The 20,245-nt window shown below is 36.5% G+C and carries 16 protein-coding genes and 1 pseudogene; 2 read left to right on the forward strand and 15 right to left on the reverse strand.

Translation table 11 applies throughout. The features are described 5' to 3' along the window. Positions 1-369: 369 nt before the first annotated feature. From COD11_RS06615 to COD11_RS06645, 7 genes and pseudogenes are all read right to left on the reverse strand, one after another. Positions 370-1,176, reverse strand: coding sequence for a hypothetical protein (locus COD11_RS06615; RefSeq protein WP_098795973.1), 807 nt, complete (start codon positions 1,174-1,176; stop codon positions 370-372). 50 nt (positions 1,177-1,226) lie between these two features. Beyond that, positions 1,227-4,873: pseudogene (locus COD11_RS06620) on the reverse strand (multicopper oxidase domain-containing protein). 17 nt (positions 4,874-4,890) lie between these two features. Next, positions 4,891-5,178 carry a hypothetical protein gene (locus COD11_RS06625; protein ID WP_098795974.1) on the reverse strand — a complete coding sequence of 96 codons (288 nt, stop codon included), beginning with the start codon at positions 5,176-5,178 and terminating at the stop codon, positions 4,891-4,893. Between the two features lie 29 nt (positions 5,179-5,207). Beyond that, a complete protein-coding gene (locus tag COD11_RS06630; protein ID WP_098795975.1) occupies positions 5,208-5,495 on the reverse strand; it encodes a hypothetical protein in 288 nt (95 codons plus the stop codon). 69 nt (positions 5,496-5,564) lie between these two features. After that, positions 5,565-6,308 (reverse strand): hypothetical protein, encoded by a 744-nt coding sequence (locus COD11_RS06635; protein WP_098795976.1) that lies wholly within the window; start codon positions 6,306-6,308, stop codon positions 5,565-5,567. Between the two features lie 78 nt (positions 6,309-6,386). Beyond that, positions 6,387-6,848, reverse strand: a complete 462-nt coding sequence (locus tag COD11_RS06640) for a hypothetical protein (protein WP_098795977.1) — start codon at positions 6,846-6,848, stop codon at positions 6,387-6,389. Positions 6,849-6,862: 14 nt separating this feature from the next. Beyond that, positions 6,863-7,279: a hypothetical protein gene (locus COD11_RS06645; protein ID WP_098795978.1), complete on the reverse strand. Its 417-nt coding sequence runs from the start codon at positions 7,277-7,279 to the stop codon at positions 6,863-6,865. A 209-nt stretch (positions 7,280-7,488) separates the two neighbouring features. On the opposite strand from COD11_RS06645, the gene COD11_RS06650 reads away from it, so the two are divergent. Both COD11_RS06650 and COD11_RS06655 read left to right on the forward strand, forming a co-directional pair. Further along, the gene (locus COD11_RS06650) at positions 7,489-8,718 is read left to right on the forward strand and encodes a glycosyltransferase family 2 protein (protein WP_218012731.1); all 1,230 of its coding nucleotides are present in this window, start codon (positions 7,489-7,491) and stop codon (positions 8,716-8,718) included. A 27-nt stretch (positions 8,719-8,745) separates the two neighbouring features. Beyond that, positions 8,746-9,453, forward strand: coding sequence for a glycosyltransferase family 2 protein (locus COD11_RS06655; protein ID WP_098795980.1), 708 nt, complete (start codon positions 8,746-8,748; stop codon positions 9,451-9,453). Between the two features lie 171 nt (positions 9,454-9,624). On the opposite strand, the gene COD11_RS06660 is transcribed toward COD11_RS06655, so the two are convergent. From COD11_RS06660 to COD11_RS06695, 8 genes are all read right to left on the reverse strand, one after another. Continuing rightward, on the reverse strand, positions 9,625-10,584 hold the full coding sequence (locus COD11_RS06660; RefSeq protein ID WP_098795981.1) for a 2-hydroxyacid dehydrogenase: 960 nt from the start codon (positions 10,582-10,584) through the stop codon (positions 9,625-9,627). Between the two features lie 222 nt (positions 10,585-10,806). Next, a complete protein-coding gene (locus COD11_RS06665; protein ID WP_098795982.1) occupies positions 10,807-11,418 on the reverse strand; it encodes a PRC-barrel domain-containing protein in 612 nt (203 codons plus the stop codon). Between the two features lie 202 nt (positions 11,419-11,620). Continuing rightward, positions 11,621-13,768 carry an allophanate hydrolase-related protein gene (locus COD11_RS06670; RefSeq protein ID WP_176551004.1) on the reverse strand — a complete coding sequence of 716 codons (2,148 nt, stop codon included), beginning with the start codon at positions 13,766-13,768 and terminating at the stop codon, positions 11,621-11,623. Positions 13,769-13,898: 130 nt separating this feature from the next. Continuing rightward, positions 13,899-14,117, reverse strand: a complete 219-nt coding sequence (locus COD11_RS06675; RefSeq protein WP_098795984.1) for a hypothetical protein — start codon at positions 14,115-14,117, stop codon at positions 13,899-13,901. A 19-nt stretch (positions 14,118-14,136) separates the two neighbouring features. Next, positions 14,137-15,615: an NCS1 family transporter gene (locus tag COD11_RS06680; RefSeq protein ID WP_098795985.1), complete on the reverse strand. Its 1,479-nt coding sequence runs from the start codon at positions 15,613-15,615 to the stop codon at positions 14,137-14,139. 130 nt (positions 15,616-15,745) lie between these two features. Next, a complete protein-coding gene (gene hydA, locus COD11_RS06685) occupies positions 15,746-17,164 on the reverse strand; it encodes a dihydropyrimidinase (RefSeq protein WP_098795986.1) in 1,419 nt (472 codons plus the stop codon). A gap of 15 nt (positions 17,165-17,179) precedes the next feature. After that, the gene (gene preA / locus COD11_RS06690) at positions 17,180-18,466 is read right to left on the reverse strand and encodes an NAD-dependent dihydropyrimidine dehydrogenase subunit PreA (protein WP_098795987.1); all 1,287 of its coding nucleotides are present in this window, start codon (positions 18,464-18,466) and stop codon (positions 17,180-17,182) included. Positions 18,467-18,500: 34 nt separating this feature from the next. Further along, complete coding sequence (locus COD11_RS06695; RefSeq protein ID WP_255301551.1) at positions 18,501-19,871, reverse strand: NAD(P)-dependent oxidoreductase; 1,371 nt, start codon at positions 19,869-19,871, stop codon at positions 18,501-18,503. Positions 19,872-20,245 lie beyond the last annotated feature (374 nt).

Consider the following 20,245-nt stretch of genomic DNA (forward strand, 5'->3'; position numbering starts at 1 on the left):
GAAGTTTTGACAATACGTGATTTTGAAGGGAGGTGAAATTATGAGCTGTTCATGCAAAAAGAAGAAATCTTGCTGTTGTCGTTCACTATGTCATGATGACTTCCACTTTGACCACTTTTTTAAACATCGTTGCGATTCTTTCCATTCTCACTTTAGACATTCTTGTTTCCCACGTTTTAGACATTCTTGCTGCTCTCGCTTTAGACATCATGACCATTGCTGCTAGATAATCTTCTTTTCATTAAACGATGTGGCATTAAATGCTGAGATTCGCTTTGCGAATTCTCGGCATTTTTTGTGTTAACTAATCCCATATTCAAAAAGAAACTCCCCTACCATATGATAGAGGAGTAACAGTAAACTATTTAATCAATCTACATCAAGACACTCTTTAAATTTCATAAAGCAAACTACATTTAGAGGAATTTCACGATCTTCTTTACCTTCTCTACATATCGTGATAGATTCACGCGACAAATCTATAAGTTTACCTTTAACTAGTTGATTGTCCAATTTCACCTCAACCTCTTTATCCAAAAGTAGAAGGAGAAAGTTATTTAGACGTATTCGGAAAAATAGTTGAATTAATTCAGGAGATGATGAAACGACCTCTCCAAAATTATAGGCTAAAGCGCGTCTAAAACATGGGTCAATATTAGTTAATTGAGGTTCTTCTATAGTTTCATGAAGAGGCTCCTCTGATTTAATAAGACAAATCTTTTCAAAAGGAATAAGGAAGAAAGTATCCTCTTGCTTCAATTGAACAAAATCCCAGCCAACGAGATTAACACACCCTTTAGGTCTTCTTGCAAGTAATTTTCTCTTCAGCAATCGTTTCTTTTTTACTGACATTCTCTTTTTTGTTGCTAATAATTCTTCTTCACAGGTTAACTTCACCTTAATAAACAGACCCATTAAACCATCAAAAGCATCTCTTCTAGCTTCTTCAGGCTGCTCACCAGATAATGCTAGGTTTAATAATAATTCATTTACTACATCAATTCTTTCTTCTAATTCACGCTGAACATCCTCTGGTAAACAAGTGGTTGGCGATGGAAACTTTGGTGTGGCTATTTTATCAGGGCAGCATTGTTCTGGAATACAAAAGTCATCGGGTGCATCCGGTGGAACGACCTCTGGACAACCGAATTCACAGCTTTCAAATTTCTCAATCACATTTTTCCCTCCTTTCGAAGTTGGGGAGGAATCCCCTTCCTCCCCTATTTCTATTCTTTTAATGTTGGCAAATGTTTTTGAAGCTCCTCATGAACACGAATGATTCCCCACATTCCTTGTTCAATGTCCCATCTGATATTTCCTGAACGGTACATATAATCACCTGGGAAGTTAAAGATCCCTCCAGCTCCACCAATGATTTCTAGATTTTCAGCTGCTCCAGCAATGATATGGCCAACAAAGGAAGTAACACGAGAATCAATATCCTTTGCATCAAATTTCCACTTATGTCCATGTAAATGGAACGTATGTGAACGTCTTCGTTCTGAAGGATTTGTTAAGCGAATTGTAATTGGATCTCCTGGATATGCTTCAAAAACAGGTGTTGAAGGATCACCGAAAACTTTAGAACTAAATAAATCACCTAAAATTGGATGTTCCCGATATCGATTGATTAAACGCTCTGTTCGATAGTTAAACCCACGTGAACCAAAATCATACGTGTCTACTTCTTCATCAGGATCAGGTTGTGGGAGGATACCGTCTATTGGATCAATAATAAGCTGATCTTTTTTATCAACGAGTCTGACTCCATCATGCATAATTAATACGAATTCTCTTGTCTCCGGTAAAAATGGGTTTTTAAGGACAACATTGGCTCAGTATTCACCTCACACAATGTGTATGGGTCATGATAGGTTGTGAACCTTGGTTCAGCAATAAATGCACCAAATGTACCAAACGAGCGATGATTACGTAAATCAGCTACATCCCACATTGCACATGTTCCATGAGCACCATCCACAAACCATCGATATGTGATTTTCTCATCTGGACCAACCGTTTGATCTGGGTTAAATCCTACCGTATCACCACTCGATGTTTTCACATCATAGTCTAGTAGACTAGTATGAAGAGATATTCTAAGTGAAGGTGGATAGAAAGCTTGCTCCTTTACTGGTGGATAAGGATGAATACCGTCTGGGAATGGAAACAGATCAAATTTTAATTTACTTGTTAGCGTGACCTCTATTAAGTCCCCTACATTTCCTCTTAAAACAAGTGGTTCAGGATTCTTTTTGCCACATAAAATATCTTCAACATCTTCTTCAAGGGCAAAAATAATACCAAATGGATCGTGATCACCAAACTTATTGTAAATAATTGGTGTTTGGAAACATACCACATCGTATTTTCTCACAGGAGCATCACAAAATGCCCTAGGTGGCATTGAACATAAAGGATCAGCCAATTCAGGTGGCTTACCTGTAACTTCAGGTAATGGCTTTGTTCTTGGTGGTGGACATGGTCGATCTGGTAGTACGATCAAATCATCAACCAGTTGATCATAAGCCCGTATTAAGCCCCAAGTTCCTAACCAAACGTCCTCTTCATCTTCAAAGGCCCATAAATAATCACCTGCTAGTGGGACTTCTGTTTCAAATGTGAATGATTCAGATATTCCTATGTGCTGTTGAGCTTGAAACATGGAATCTAAATCAGCCCGTTCCGACTTCCACTTTAGACCGTGTAGATTAAAGCTATGAGATTCTTCGTGCGCCCCTTGCAGCAAGCGGATTCGAATTGGATCACCTTCATAGGTTCTTAGAATTGGTGTGACAGGATCTCCATGAACGTATGAACTAAACGAATAGGCTGGATCACAGTCTTTTCCTAATCTAAATTGTAATGGTTCATTTTTATAATTGACCCCAAATACACCTGGATCTTCAAGTGATCCTGGGAATTCAGGTGGTTGGATAGGACAGCCATCTTTATCAAAAAGATAAGCAAAATCCTGTACAAAGAGAGATTGATCTCGATAATCAGGGATAAGTGGGTTCACAACGGTTACTTGAGTACCGTAATCCGTCTCTTCTCCTGTACGACTATCAAAAAATTTTGAAAACCTAGGCTGAATAATACCTGCACCAAAAATCCCATGCTGCTCATGTGAAGTCGCATTCAAATGATCATGGTAAAAGAATGCCTTTAATTCGGTATCAGCATACCATTCATAACGTATTGTCTGACCAGGTAGGACCGAGCTATCATAATTCCAACCTACATTTGCACCATCAGTGACTAACACATCAAATTTTACAAAATGAATGTGAAAACCCACTTCATAAGTTCTTGTTACAAGTTGGAATGCATCACCGTCAAGAATGTGAGGTAACAAATTTGTAAAATTCATTCGAATACACGAACTAGCAGGTATTTGTAAAACAAGGGGCTCAGGCTCTTTTCTACCTGCGAGTACATCATCTAAATCTTTATCTAGTACATAGAACCTCCCTTTCGGATCGTGCCAGCCTTGTCGATTATAAATAATCGGTAACTCAATAAGAGATACGTTATATTCAACAACAACAGGATTAGACAAACATGAATCAACAAATACTGCACCTGGTCTAGCATTAGGAACCGCTGCATTTTTTTCTAGTTCAGTCATTTCCCGGCCACCAACGATCCCAAGTGGAGGCCGAGGTGCTTTACATCCTACTTTACCTGGAATAAAGTTCGGGAACCCAGGATTTTCTTTTGTTGGCTGCGGTGGACAAGGTCGATCAGGTAAAGGTTGTAGCGGCGCAATTGGTACACCGTTTGGATAACACTGGCTTCCATCTTGTAGAGTGTCGAAAATACGATTAATTCCCCACATCCCTGCTTCAAAGTGTGGATATAAATGACAGTGGATAATCGCATCACCGAATGCTCCGTGAAGACTTCCGAGTCCATAAAGTGGGCTAACATCATAGTGCGATTGAGGACTAATCGCTTGTGAATCAACAATTTCTGATAATGTATTGCTTGGATCACGAAGCCATTGATGGACATGATAGTGAAAAACATGCGTTTCTTTTGAAGCACCATGAATCAATCTTATAATAGCCGGATCGCCTTTATACCCTCTTAATATCGGAGTAGCTGGATCACCAAATACCCAAGAATCATGGTGGACTTCTTCTCCTTCAAGTTCTGGACTAACAACACCTTCTTCAATTAACCTTAATCTATTTCTCAATGGTTCATATCGTAAGTTAACTCCATGAAACGATTCAGATTCCTGATTTGTAATTGGATTTAAAGGTCTGTTTCCTGTTAAGTCATTCACTTCCATTTCGTCATTAAAAAACCATGCATACTCTCTAAATGAAGGCAGAAATGGGTTGTGGATATCCGCATAAACACCACTATTTATTGGACCACCCGTGACAGGATCGGTCCACCAGGAGCCTCTTTTTTCAACGAGCAGGGCACCAAATAATCCTTGAATACTTGAACCTTCTTCTGTACTTGCAACATTACCTAAGTCTGTAAAAAAGTAGGTTCCTTCTTTAGTAGCAAAAATTTTATACAAAATTGATTCTCCACACTCAACTAATGTGTTTGGGTTAAAGCCTACATTAGCCCCATCAGATGTTAATACATCATAATCCGCTTCTTGAAAGTGCATACCTGCAGCAAAAGGTAGTTGATTTTCAAAAAGAATTTCCACTACATCCCCTTCATTTGCACGTATTGTTAGTGGCTGCACTAAATCTACAGGGGTAAACGGATTTTTACGAACGCAGTCTCTTACTTCATCTACGTTCTCTTTTAACACGTATATTCTTCCATCCGGGTTGTAGTCTCCAAAATTGTTAACAACAATTCGAATGGGTATCGCAACGACATGGTATCGCCGTATCATAGTGTCCCTCCTTTCTATTAGTCTGATAGTTCAGGAATTTCCACTCCACCTTCTTGTTCAATATAAAAAACCTCAATATTATGAATGTGAATAAACCAAGTTCGATTCTCTAACTGAGCAAAATGAGTCGCTTCAACGTCTATTAAAACCATATCCTCCATTACATCCAGGATTTCACCGACAAACATAAAGGGATACGATGGAGTAAGAATAAATGCTCGTTTCCCAATATTCTCAGTAAAATGATCCGTTATTGCTTGGTCACTAATAACATTGATCGTTGGGCCATTCGAATTTACGTTCACTTTTTAATCATCTTCCTTTCCAATTCATGTTAAATAAGTGGAAATCTCTCATCACAATCAAAATTCGGAGTAAATTGGGCAATTTTTTCAAGTGGTATCGATAATGGAGTCGGAAATTGATAAAATGGTGCATTTAATATTTTTATCGTGGCAGGACTTATCGTGACATGACCTATTTCTACCTCAACTATAGGTCCGCAGAAAATCGGACGAAATGTTTGACCTAGCAAATTTAATTGAGATGCTTCTGTTATAATTAAGACATCCTCACCAATTAACTTTTTCAGCTCTCTAAAAATTTCATCTTCAGTATTCAAATCTAATTCCTCCTTTCGACCTAATATTATATAGTATTAGAAACACGAAACATTGTTTCATATAACAACCTATATTTTGGAAAAAAAAGTTAAAAATGATAAGAAGCGCAAACTTTGTATTGAGTTAATTTTTTCTAAATCAATGTCCAATTTGCTCTTCCCGGATTTGATAATTAGTACATTATTTCTTATATCTGCGATTTGACCCGAGCGAGTTCCATCTGTTATATGAACTTTCACCCATAAACCCTTCCATGTATTTAAATTCGTACGCAAAGTCTCCTCATAAAATTGCTGAATTAATGCATCACGTTTTGAAACAGTCTGTCCAAATTCATAGAGCAATTTTCTTTTTAGATCATTATCGAAAATAAACGATTGATGGCTGTTTGAATAGTTTGGAATACCAGAAGGGATATTGGCGGAAAGAATAGACTGATATGGAAACCAAATGCGATCCTTCAAGTTAGTAATCATCACAAAATCTCTTCCTACCGCTGTTACTTTTCCAAGAGTACGAACGGCCTCCTCTCCATGTTGTGAATAAATCTCTACTTGCTGATATCGCTTCATTTTAAAGAATTTTTTTAACATCAGAGGTTTTCTTTGACTTGGAAATGCTTTAGTTATGTTAAATAAGTTTGCTTGTTCCATATACTCATTAAATATCCGTATTTCTTCTATTGATGTTGAGCCTGATGGAGATGTAATTCGTTCCCCATTTTCATATATAAGATCTTTTTTTCTCTCTTCTTTCTGTCTTTCTTCCAACAGCTTTTTCACATATTGATCATGTCGAATACCTGTTTTCAAAACTTTCACCTCCAGATAAAATTTCTATTAGTCTATGTGTCAATAAAGATCTTGCTAGTTATCTTGGTTAAACTGGGATTATACTTTCATTGCATATAACAATAGAAGGGTTGTAAGAAGATGAAGAAATAAACCAAATAGACCGAAAAAGAGGACCAGCTCTTGCTGATTATAAATTTGTGTAGGAAGGCTACAAATTGAAGGATCTAATGAAACTGCTCCTATCATCGTCCCCATTACGGCGCCTGTGCCACCACTGTAAATGCCTGCAATTAGAGTTTGCGAGTTTAATAAAGAACCTATCGTCACCCCTACAGCTACACCGATGATAAGATTCATAAAGCTGATCACAATAAAATGATTAGAGAATAAATAAAAAAGGTTGTTTGTGATCACAAGACTTACAATATTACCTCCTGTTATTGAAACGATAAACCCGAAACGATCACTAAAAAGATAGCGAGAACGAAATAAGATTCGATAACCAAATAACGAAATAAGACAGTTTGTTATTAAGATTGTCAACACAATGGCGTTCAATTTTTTCACCTATCTTAAGAAGAATTTTTTGATGAAAGAATAAGTAATCCAAATGCTCCAATAATACAGAACTCAAGAAACAGAATAAATATCGTTCCACTTGCTGCTGCACCGATCATAGGGGACATAATTCCCATCATCAATCCATTGATAAAGCCTGTTAATAACGTTTGATAATCAAAAAGCCCACCAAATAAGCTACCTATTATTAATCCTGTTATTGTTGCAACAATAGTAATTTCTAGAAAATGAAGCGGAAATTGATTAATTAGAATAACTCCCGTGCCGATCGCAATGCTACCACCAGTAACCATCGCTATGTTCATGCCTAAATGAAAACCAATTAACTTTCGTCTTTTATAAAAGTATATATACGTTAAAACTGACACAACAAGATTCATATAAATCAAAACGCCATACCATTCGGACATGTTTATCACCTCTATATTAAAATATGAATCTTATAAGAACATGTTCCTAATAGCCAAGCTTCATTTTTAAAACTCCTAAATGACATGTAACCATTTCCATGTAAAAATAGATACTCGCTTATACATTCCTCAGTAATCTTTATATCTTATATTATTAAATTCGATTCTAATACATCGAGAAAGGTTGTTTCAGCTGTATGTTCAATTACATGAAAAATGATTCATTTATAACAAGAAACATTCAGACTCCTAAAGAGATTGAAGTAAGTATTATTATTCCGTCTTACAATAAATATCCATTGAATTTAATCACTCTTTACTCTCTAGAAAAACAACACTTTGATCTTTCGAAAGTAGAGGTTTTTTTGTTAGATGATGCTTCCACAGATCAAACACCCGAACTATTAGAGAATTACCACCCCCCTTACCATTTTCACTATATTCGCTGTAAATCAAACAACGGTCGAGCAAAAGTAAGAAATTTAGGTATTCAACAAGCATGTGGAAAAGTCATTATTTTTTTAGATGCCGAAATGTACGTAGAACCAAGTTTTATTCAAAATCATTATCAATATCATCAACAAAAAAACAACTTAATTGTAACGGGTGCCATGTCCTATAACGCCTTGTATTCATGTATTTTTCCAAGCTTTAAACCAGAACAAGTGCAAGAAATTAAGGAGATGATTAAAGGCGATCCAAAGCTTTCATCTCGATCTTTAGAATATCAACACTCATTGTCAACGCCTTTTCCTTTGCTAGAAAATAGTGACTTTGATGATGGAAGCTACAAAACCTTATGCTTTGAAAAATCTTCGTGGTTTAGCTTCATATTGGAGCAATACGGCTCTAACTTAGATGGATTTTCATTTCCGTGGATGGCTTTTTTAACAGGCAATGTTTCCTTAAGAAAATCTTTGCTAGATAAAGTCGGTGGATTTGACGAGGATTTTGTGGGCTACGGCTACGAAGATTGGGAGCTTGGATACCGTCTATATGAGGCAGGTGCGGAATACTTAGCAAGTGATAAAGTGATTAGTTATCATCAAGAACATCCCATCAGCTCGGATAATTGGCAAGAAGCGATCGAGAATTATTATCTTTTTCTAACAAAACATCCTGATATCGACGTTCTTATTTTAGGAATTGAGTTAAGTCAACTAGCAAATCTATATGAGATGAATGAAGTACTTATGGAATATTATGATTTTCTGGAGAATGACCTTTATGAATTTTTATTGTTCAACAAAATGTTTATCAAGATCCTTGTAACGATTTCTTTACTGTTAAAAATAGATGTCAGGCATAAAAACATCTTGGGTGCAACAGGTTTATCTATAGAACAGAAAAATGATTTGCTCAGTGAATTGATGAAACTGAACAAATTAAATCGTTACAACAAGTTAACTAAATTAACTGAAAAGATCATCTTTACTTAACTCAATAACTTAAAGGGAGTAATACCGATGAAAGTATCTATTATTACCTGTACGATAAGAGATCAGTTCATGGACAATGTCTTTACAAATTATGAACAACAGCAATGGAATGAAAAAGAGCTAATTATCATCCTAAATAAAGATGATTTAGTTCTAAGTAAGTGGCAGAAAGAAGCCGAGAAATATCCGAATGTCCGCGTGTTTCAATTACATGAAGGAGCCACATTAGGAGACTGTCTTAATTTTGGCATTTTAAAAGCGAATTATGACTACATTGCGAAATTTGATGATGATGACTACTATGGCCCAAACTATCTCTCAAACTCCATGAGAGTATTTGAAAATGATGAAATCTTTATTCTTGGAAAAAGTTCATATTACGTTTATTTTACAAATAAAAAGGCACTAATGCTTATTCAAAACAAAGAGAACTCTTATGATGATACAGTTTCAGGAGCAACACTCATTTTTAGAAAAGAAGTTTATAACAAGGTACAGTTTCAAAAAAGAACAAGAGCTGAAGACTACTTTTTTATTGAAGATTGCAAAAAGAACGGGTATTTCAAGTCGGTTTTACCCAATTATAATGAGCCACCAATAAAAAGTAACATTCAAAAAACTAAATTAGAAACTGAAAAGAACTCTGAGAAAAAATCTCTAGACCTAAAAGAAGTCTATAAGACCATGTTAAAAAATACCCTTCAAAAATACCAAAACCCTGACTATACAAAATAAATCGGGTCCAAGTAAAATCGAGATCTTTTTAGATCTCGTTTTATATTGAAAAATAAGCTTTAGTTGAAATGCTTGAAACATAGATTCCCTGTAAAAAATATATAGTCCTTAAAGGAAAAATGAAAAGGTAAACCTAGAAAAGAAACAGATCATTGACCTGTCCCTCGTTAACTATCTTATAAGGTTAGGAGGCATTTCCCCTTCTAGTGCTTTTGCAAGATTTTCCGCTGCTAACATCGCCATTTTTTCTCTTGTTTCTTTTGTAGCGGATCCTATGTGGGGTAATGTCACTACATTAGGCAGCGTTACTAGAGGGTTATCCTTATCTATAGGTTCTTTTTCAAATACATCGAGACCCGCACGTAATATCCAATTTTGTTGTAAAGCTTTAATTAACGCTTGCTCATCAACGTTTTTCCCTCTTGATCCGTTAATAAAAATCGCCGTATTTTTCATTAATTGAAATTCCCTTTCGCCGATCATCTTTTCTGTATCAGGGGTATGTGGGATCATAAGACAAACAAAGTCAGATTGAGTAAGCAACTCATCTAACGAGCAATAAATCGCACCAAACTTCTCTTCGGCTTCTTTGTTTTTTGAACGATTGTGATATAATATCTCCATATCAAAGCCAAAATGAGCTCGTTTTGCAATAGCTTGTCCGATACTCCCCATTCCAATGATCCCTAATTTTTTATGGTGAACATCAACACCAAATAAATCTTCATTTTTACTTCCATTCCATTTCCCAGATTTCACATAATGATCAAGCTCCGTCATTCTTCTAGCGGTAGCGATAAGTAAACCAAAGATTGTATCTGCTGTTGTATCGTTTAAAACTCCCGGTGTATTGGTTGCTAAAATTCCCCTATTCTTTAACTCTTCTAAGTCGAGATTATCATAGCCTACCGAAATATTAGAAATAACTTTTAAATATGGTGCATGATGTAAAAGTTCTTTATTTATTTTCATGCTGGCTCCTAGTAATCCATCCGCATAATGAAGCTCTTTCAGAAATTCATCATAATTATTTGTATGTAAATTTTTGAAATAGCTTACCTCATACTTTTCCTTTAAAATATTTATAACTTTTTCAGTAACTTCTCTATATACCACAACTTTTTTCTTCACTTTGCCACCTCTTTGGAATAAATAAGTTTTTCACACTTAAAATACTTCAAGTTTGTTTTGTAAAGTCCTTCTTTTTCAATAATTACTTATGAAAGATTGAGGGTTTTATCAACAAAGGAATCCTCCTCAGCTAACCGACTGAGAAGGATTTTCTTTTTATCAGATTTTATTAACAAATAAAAGTAGCATGAACGGGAAAACACATATAACCCAGTCTTATTTTTATTTATCAGAATCGTAATCATTATTTAAATTACTTAATTTAGGAAGTTCGTTTAGTATTAATTCATTTAACATATCTTTTAACGCTTCTTTTTTATTGCTTTTTTTCACTGCCTTACCTCCGAATTGCTCTTCTGTTTCTAAAATAGGAACCATCTCTGATGAAGTTTCATTTGTTATGACCCGCTCTTTACCAAGGTATAGTACATTTTCGATTGGTAAGAAAAATTTATTGTTAGCTGAATGGATAAGTAAACTTTCCAAATGTCCATTTTCTTCATTAAAATAGTAATCTGATATAACACCTGAGTGTTCCCCACCCCTTGTTATAACCTGAGAGCCGATTAATGGGACCATTTTATTTAAAAAAGGGATATCGTCTAGCCCAATAATTGAATTTTTCTTTTCAATCATAACCGCAGAATCTCCAACCCCTACGACGTTGTCATAAGTAAGTGCATTAAGGCTTACCTGCCAATCATCCTGTCCTATGATTAAATAATTCACTGATTTGTCTTCAGGATTAATAATCAAATCTTTAATCATTCCAAGCTGTTTACCTTCGGAAATACTAATAACTGGTAAATGCAGTAATTCTTTTGCCTTTTTCATTTATAGCCCTCCATTTTTAACAACTTACCAAAACTCTATTCAACCGATGCAATAGAGAAATATTTCTACTAAGAACACTTTATAAAGTAACTGTATTTTTATATGTCTTTCTGGGCTAAAATGTGCAACATACCCATTAATTAAAAATCATAAAAACCCTTGCTCAACACTTTTAAGCAAGGGTACATTTTTATTATAATTGTTAAATTCCTGATAGTATTTTTCTCCAACTTCCAGCATCTGAAATGTTTTCTGCCTCTTCAGATGCGTATCCTTCACAAATAAACCCCGGTACTTCTACACCATCTTGTAGCTCAACTTTCCCTATTCCCAGTGGCGCAGGAATTAACGCAGCAAAGGCACCAAATGAGGAAAGCGGCATTTCCCAGATTTCTAGTTCAATTGCCTTTCCACCTGTTGGTTTCTTAATCAATCCAGGTTTTGCAGGTTCTGTAGCTAGTTTCACAAATTGGTATTTTTCAGCTGTCACAGCTTCACGGACAAAGGTCGCACCGAATTCAAGCATTTGCTTTTCTAACGGAAAGCCTCTCATATGCAAACCACATACTGCAACTAAAGTGGTTTCTTGTTTTGCGGGCATTTTATTAACAAATGTCTCAGCAGCTCCTTCAATCAATCCTTCATTCTGAGACAATGCAAAGAATGTAATTCCAAAAGGCAGGTTTACGGCTGCTTCTCCGGCTTGCACGGCAACCGCACACAAATCTAACAAATTACAGTGATTTGTATATAGCCCCATATCACTATTTGTTTTAATCGGGTCTTCACGGACTTGATCACGAGTCCATGTTCCACCTGCAGTTGGCGTAACAAGAACAGCATCCTGTAGTAGTTTGCTATTCTTTAATTTAAATTCTTGTAACTTGTGCATGGAATGAAATACAGATGCAGCATCATGTTGTGGTTGTGAACCTGAACGAAGGACTTTTTCCGTTACCGGGAAAGTTACTTCTGGATGTTCAGTAATAAATCCGCCTAGATCAGCCCATCGTTCCGCTACAAACGGTCCATCATAAAGAATCGCCGCTGCTTCTGCAAAGAATTGATAGTCAATGTATTCAATTTGGATTTTTAATTGTTTGATTTGTTTAACAGCTCCATCCCAAGCTTTTTTATATTCCTTAGCAAAGGGACCATAAAACGTTAAATCATCTTTTGGTAAACAGATTTTCTTAGGAAGCTTAGCTTGTGGATTGGCAAGATCACGAGACCAAGGATCTTCTTGATCTAAACCTCTAGCAATCGCATCTACTTTATATGCTTCTTCTAAACTATGTGAAAAAACTGTTACACAATCAAGGCTAGCACAAGCAGGTACAACACCCTTTGTCGGCCATGCTCCTAAGCTTGGCTTTAAACCTACTAAATCATTAAGCGCAGCAGGCACACGACCAGAACCAGCTGTGTCTGTACCATCTTTTACTTTACAAACCCAAACAACAGCACCTGTAAATGGAGAAGATCGCTCTGTCTTCGATAATTGCTCGACTAATACATCTTCCCTTAGCTCCCCTTCTATCCAATCTGTCAGCCAATTCTTTTCACTATCGATTCTTTTTTCACTCACATATAAATCTCTTAACCAAAATTGCCCTAGAACAGTTGTTGTTCGATCTAAGATTAATGAATCGAAATCATTAAGCAGGCGACCAGTAGAAACAATCGTTATCTCTGCATATGTATCACCAAAGATCTGGACAGGCTTAGTTATTGATCTTTCATTATTCTCAGCCTTTTTTCTGTTCAACACCTGTTGCTTTAGTTTTTCTGTCATGTTAGGAAAGCTTTCAATTTTCCCAGAATGAAATACTGCAAAAACCTGTACATCTAAATATTTCTGAAGGAATAATAAAACATCTTTATGTTGGTCTATTTCTATAATCATTTTATTTAATATTTGAGAATATTGCTCTAAATCAGAGAGGAGTTGATATTGATTATTGATGATGAGGGAATGAATATCGTGAGTAATTTCTACAAATAGCACTTCTTTATGGAATAATATAATTGGGAATTGATGAGAATTTGCTAAATCTATTACGTTTTGTGGAATATCTTTAATATAAGTATTCATTTCAATACATAGACCTGCAGCATGACAATCGATTAATTGTCTCACAAAAGAAAAAAGTTGTTCAGGCTCTTCCTTCCAACCAAGACCAGTAGATAAAATAAGTTCGCTTCCCTTTAATAAATTACTTATTTGAATAGACTCTACAACATGAACCCATTTTATCTGATGCCCTAATCCTTTTTCACCAGCAACAATTTCAGCTTCTTCAAAGTGCTTTCTCTCTAATATTTTTTTAATTGAGATGTATGATTTCATTGGCCAACCACCTTTTCTATCATAATAACAAGTATTATAAATAGAAATATATGGAACAACCATGAAGTTGTAATATTTACTAACAATAGAAAAAACAGGACCTTGATCTATCGTCCTGTTTCATTAAAGATTATGTTGCTTTTTTTATCCATAAAAGAGTTGAAAAATATTTTCTTGCCTCTGCCATTTTAATTTGAATTTGCCTTACTTCCTTTTCACCGTCATCTCCTTTTTCAAAAGTAACAAACGCTCCACTCACATTTTCTATAACACCTACAATCTGAAATCCCTGATCTAATAAGCTATCTATTTTTTCTTTTTCTTGTAGAAATTCCTTATATTCAGACATGATTCTATATTCCTCCTGTCTACACTTTCTCTGCCGTTGGATTTGGTGAGATTGCAACATCCGTTTCAACCTCTTGCCCGACTTCAATTTTCCAATTCCTACCGACAGAGATTCCTAAATATTTCTCGTCGCTAGGATCTGTTAACTCTGCTTGTTTATATTTCTCAAACCACCAATACTTTCCTAAAAGCAAATAACTAATTGCTCCAACTGCAAATCCCACAATAAACGAGTAATTCGCGAAGATGACGGCAGCTCCTCCTCCAAGAATCCATGAAATTAAACCTGCCCAGTTTATTCCGTTTGCGTAATGGTATTGTCCATCACTTTCATATAAATCAGGTACATTTACCCGACGCTTACGAATCAAATAATAATCAGCAATTAAGATTCCAACAATTGCGGAAAGTACTCCCCCAATAATTAATAAAATTTGTGTAATAATTCCAAACAAACTCCAAGGTTGAACGATGACACCTACAATTCCTGCAACGACAACACCTGCCCAAAATGGAATTTTCGGTCCTCCAACATTTGAGAAGATTGTTGCTGCAGGTATTAAGTTAGCTGTTATATTTGTTGACCATTGAGCAAACACAATCATTAATAAAAGAATACCTAAAATAAGTCCGCTAGCTGATTGTTGTAAAGCTACAACAGGATCATAGTTTGACACAGCCACATAAGAAACGGCACCGATCATTACCATAAATGTTTGAACGATTGGATATGCAATCAAATTTCCTGCTATTTGCGCTTTATTACGCTTAAACCAATTCCGCTCATGTAAAGGCGCTTTTACAAAACGAGATAATGAAGGCATATCAGCTGTTAGCGTTCCCCAAAACCCCATATTAGACATAATAACAACGATAAATGCAGTAACTGCAGCCCCTCCTGTTACAGGACTTTCAATCCAAGACCATACTTCACGGCCCTGTTGTAATGCTTGATCTGATAAGGTGAAATACATCCATCCCGAAATAATAATGATGATAGGTGCTGCCAAGTCAGCAAAACGTTCAACAGCTTTTATCCCTAACGCTGTATTCGCCACTTGGAGAGCACCAAAAATAATGAAGCATGCAAACCAATTATCAAATCCAACCATTGTTGCCAAGATCGCGTTCATAGCAGTTGATCCAAAATATGTGTTAACTCCGAACCAGCAAGATGCGACAAAACCACGAACAATCGATGGTATATGTGTTCCCACTGTCCCAAAAGGTGCCCTCATATAAACAGGAAACGATAAACCATGTTCAACCCCAATATCACCTGTCATTGTCATTAGAAAACCAAGTGCCAAAGAAGCAATAATAGTAGCAATAACAACCCAGCCTAAGGATAAGCTTTGTACACCCGCTCCACCAATAGCGAAAGCTGCTAATACAACAGCCATCCCAACCCATATAAATGAAAAGCCAACGGCTCCAATTTTCTTTTTATCATGAGATATCGGTAATAGATCTGGAGACTTCAAGTAATTTTTTGCCATATTAATAACCTCCTAGATTTATCATTTCTTCTTGAAATACAGTTGATAGAGATTCAGGAAAGGCACAAGAGGTGAAATGTAGATTGAAAGCAATCAGCAAAAGGCCGATTGCCTTCTTTGTTATGTTTTTTTACAATGGTATCTTTATTTCCAGTTCTCGGACGGAATGTTGTCCATACTTAGCTCTCTTTATAAACTTACCTTTTCCAGCTTTACCTACAAAAAATTTGTCACGAACAACAAATTCTCCTTTAGATAAAACAGAAACAGGTTCTCCGGTTACTGCCATACCTTCAAAGGCATTATAATCGACAGCCATATGATGGGTTTCTGCAGAAATTATTCTCTCTACATTCGGATCAAAAATAACAATGTCAGCATCTGAACCTACTGCTATTGTTCCCTTTTGAGGAAATAAGCCAAATAACTTTGCAGCTCGTGTTGAGGTGATATCAACGAATTGATTTAGGGTAATTCGATCTTTTTTCACCCCCTCAGAGAATAGAATACTCATTCGATCCTCAATCATTGGACCTCCATTTGGAATCTTTGTAAAATCATTTTTGCCTAAGGATTTTTGCCCATTAAAGTCAAACGAACATTGATCTGAACCTAATGTTTGAAGCTCACCGCTTTTCAAAGCATTCCAAAGAACTTCTTGATGATGTTTCTCCCTAAGTGGTGGTGACCATACATATTTTGCCCCTTCAAAATTTGGTTTTTCTAAATACGTTTTATCTAGAACTAAATACTGTGGACATGTTTCTCCCCACACATCTACCCCTTTACTTCTTGCTTCGGCGATTTTTTCTACGGCATCCTGACATGAAACATGGACCACATATAGTTGTGAATTCGTTAACTCTGTTAATTTTGCTGCTCTGCCTGTTGCTTCACCTTCTATTTCTGGTGGTCTTGTCAGTGCATGATAGATTGGTTCAGTATTCCCTTCCGCCAATGCCTTCTTTGTCAAATAATCGATCACATCCCCATTTTCAGCATGGACCATAACTAGCGCACCAAGCTCTTTTGCTGCTTCTAATGTACGGTATAATGTTCCATCATCAGCTTGAAACACATCTTTGTATGCCATAAATACTTTGAATGATGTAATTCCTTCATCGTTTATAACACTAGTAAGTTCACTTAGCACTTCTTCATTAATTTCTCCAATCATTAGATGAAAGCTATAATCAATAACTGCTTTATCTTCTGATTTATCATGCCATGTTTTGATTGCCTTTTTTAATGGTTCTCCTTTGTTTGTTAAACAAAAATCAATAACAGTCGTAGTTCCACCAAATGCCGCTGCAATCGTGCCTGTCTCAAAGTCGTCCTTCGTCACTGTACCTCCAAATGGCATGTCAAGGTGTGTGTGGGGGTCTATTCCTCCAGGAAAGAGATATGCCCCTTTTGCGTCAATGACTTCATCTACTTCTATATGAAGATTACTTCCGATTGCGATAATCTTCTCATTTTCTATTACTATATCTGCCTGGTACGTGTCTACTGCAGTTACAATCGTTCCGTTTGTAATTAACTTTTTCAAGAGAAACACCCCATTTCATTTTACTAGGTTAACACTACTATTAGTCATAGTTGCTAATACAGATTGTCGCTCATTCCAGCTCATTGGTGGAAGCTCACTTTTCACCTCTACCATATCGATTGCCCCATCTACTGGACATACAATTGAACATAAATTACAACCTACACAATCTTCTTCTCTTACCTTTAATGAAGTCTTTCCTATCGGATCTCTTAGCAAGTCAATACATTGGTGTGATGTATCTTCACACGCAATATGACACTTATTACAATTAATGCAAGTATCATTGTTAATTCGAGCAACTACTTTATAGTTTAAATCCAAATTTCCCCATTCAGAATAATTGGTTACAGACTTTCCAACAACCTCCATGATAGAATTAAGCCCTTTATCATCTAGATAGTTTGATAGACCCTCAATCATATCTTCAACAATTCGAAAGCCATGGTGCATAGCAGCTGTACATACTTGAACTCCAGTTGCTCCCATTAGTAAAAATTCAACTGCATCCTGCCAGTTGGAAATGCCACCTATCCCTGAAATAGGGACATTAATTTTAGAATTTCTTGCACATTCTGCTACCATGTTGAGTGCAATTGGTTTAACTGCTGGCCCACAGTAGCCACCGTGCGCTCCTTTGCCACCAACATGTGGGATTGTTTTCCATGAATGAATATCCACTCCTGCTAAACTATTTATTGTGTTAATCATACTAATGGCGTCCGCTCCCCCCTGTACAGCCGCTTCAGCTGTTACAGTTATATCTGTAATATTAGGAGTGAGCTTTACAATAACTGGGGATGTGGCAACCTCCTTTACCCAAGATGTTTGCTTTTCAACTAATTCAGGGACTTGACCAGAAGCAGCACCCATCCCCCGTTCAGCCATACCGTGAGGACATCCAAAGTTTAGTTCAAATCCATCTACACCGACATCCTCTACCCTTTTTATAATTTCATGCCATTTCTCCTGTTTCGGTTCAACCATTACTGAAGCAATAATTGCATGATGGGGAAATTTCTTCTTTGTTTCGTATATTTCTTTTAAGTTCACCTCAAGTGGTCGATCAGTAATAAGCTCGATATTATTAAAACCTGCTACTCTTTGGCCATTAAAACTAACTGCTGCAAAGCGTGAAGAAGTATTAATGATCGGTTCACCTAAAGTCTTCCAAACAGCACCACCCCAACCAGCTTCAAACGCTCGTTGTACTTGGTATCCGGAATTTGTGGGAGGAGCAGAGGCCAACCAAAACGGATTGGGTGATTTAATTCCGGCAAAATTAATATGTAAATCAGCCATACTTATACCTCCTTATTACCTAAGTCATACTTTACTATGCTGTTTCAATAGCTTCACTACCTAGCTTTTGATGAAGTTCATAGGCAGCTAATTTTCCTTGTTGTGCTGCTGACACAACCATGGCCTCACCTTGACCTTTCCCAAAAATAACATCACCACAAGCGAACACTTTTGGATTAGACGTTTGCTGTGAACCATTTGCAAGAATAACTACTCCAGCCTGATGTTCAACCTCTAGGTTTTCCAGCAATTGATTATGCCTCGATTGTCCGATTGCACGTATGACTGCGTCTACTTCCATAACATACTCAGACCCTTCAATCTCTACCGGGTACCTTCTACCATCCTCACTTTTTTCAGATAACTCCATTTTGATACACTCAAGGCCAACGACTTTTCCAGTTTCATCTGAAATAATTCTTTTTGGAGCAGTTAACCAACTAAATTCAACTCCATCCTGTTTAGCAAACTCAAATTCAAAGTCATAGGCAGTCATTTCCTTAAAGGTACGACGATAAATAATTTTTACGTTTGCTGCACCTAACCTTACAGAACAGGTTGCTGCATCAATGGCTGTGTTACCAGCTCCAATAACCGCTACCTTCTTTCCAATAAGGTTTGTCGGAATCTCTGTTGATTTTGTTTCTTTAACAAAATGAATGGCATCGTAAACTCCAATAGCTTCTTCTCCTTCTATATTTAACTTCGGAACCTGTGCCATACCTGCCGCTAGAATGATAGAATCGTAAGTCCTGAGAAGCGTTTCTACAGAAACATCAGTACCGACCCTAGTGTTTGTTTTGAATTCTACATTCAGCTTTTTCACCTGATCAACTTCCCAATACGTAACTTTTTGAGGTAGACGAAAGGACACAATGCCATATGTGTTTAACCCTCCAGCCTTTTTCTCTGCCTCAAAAATGGTGACTTGATAGCCTAATCGAGCTAGCTCTCTAGCTGCTGATAGTCCTGCTGGACCACTTCCTATAATCGCTACACGTTTGCCATTTTTCTTCCCTTCTTTAAAAAGAACCTGTTCATTATGAATGGCCCAATCTGTTGCAAATCTTTGTAGATTTCCTATCATGATTGGCTTAGTAGAATAATTTAGGACACATGCCCCCTCACAAAGTTCCTCTGTTGGGCATACCCGGGCACAACTAGCGCCAACTGGATTTGATTGCATAATTGTCTTGGCAGAGCCTTTTAGATTCCCACTTGAGATTTTTTTGATAAAGGAAGGAATATCAATTCCTGTAGGACATGCCTTGATACAAGGAGCGTCATAACAGTATAAACATCGATTTGCTTCTTCCAAGGCTTCTCGATTTGAAAGTCCTTTTTCCACTTCTTCGAAATTTTGTTTTAGGTCAGTTAACGAAATTTCTTTCCTTTCTCGATTCACCTATAGTCCCCCTTATTCCCCACTTTTTCTATTATTAAGGAAGCTTTTCTTATACCGTATTTAACGTAAAAAATAGTAGTTACCCTTCACTCCTTTCTCTTTTCGTATTCATCATATAATGATTGTACTTTCTTATATTTTGTTCGACACCTTACATAATGTTAAAACGTTCTATTTGTTTCTTTTGCATTTTGTAAGATTATTTTCTTATCTTCTTACTAGGTAACTAGAAACTATCAGTTTTTTGTGAGATTTTATAACAACTTTCTATTTTTTTACTTTAAATGGATTTATAGTAAATATAGAATAAGAAGTGTTTAATAGGATTCTCCACAAAAAAAGACCGCCGATCTAAGAGAGGCCACTGAAAATCT

Source organism: Bacillus sp. AFS040349 (genome assembly GCF_002577655.1).
In the GTDB taxonomy this organism is placed as follows: domain Bacteria; phylum Bacillota; class Bacilli; order Bacillales; family Bacillaceae; genus Metabacillus.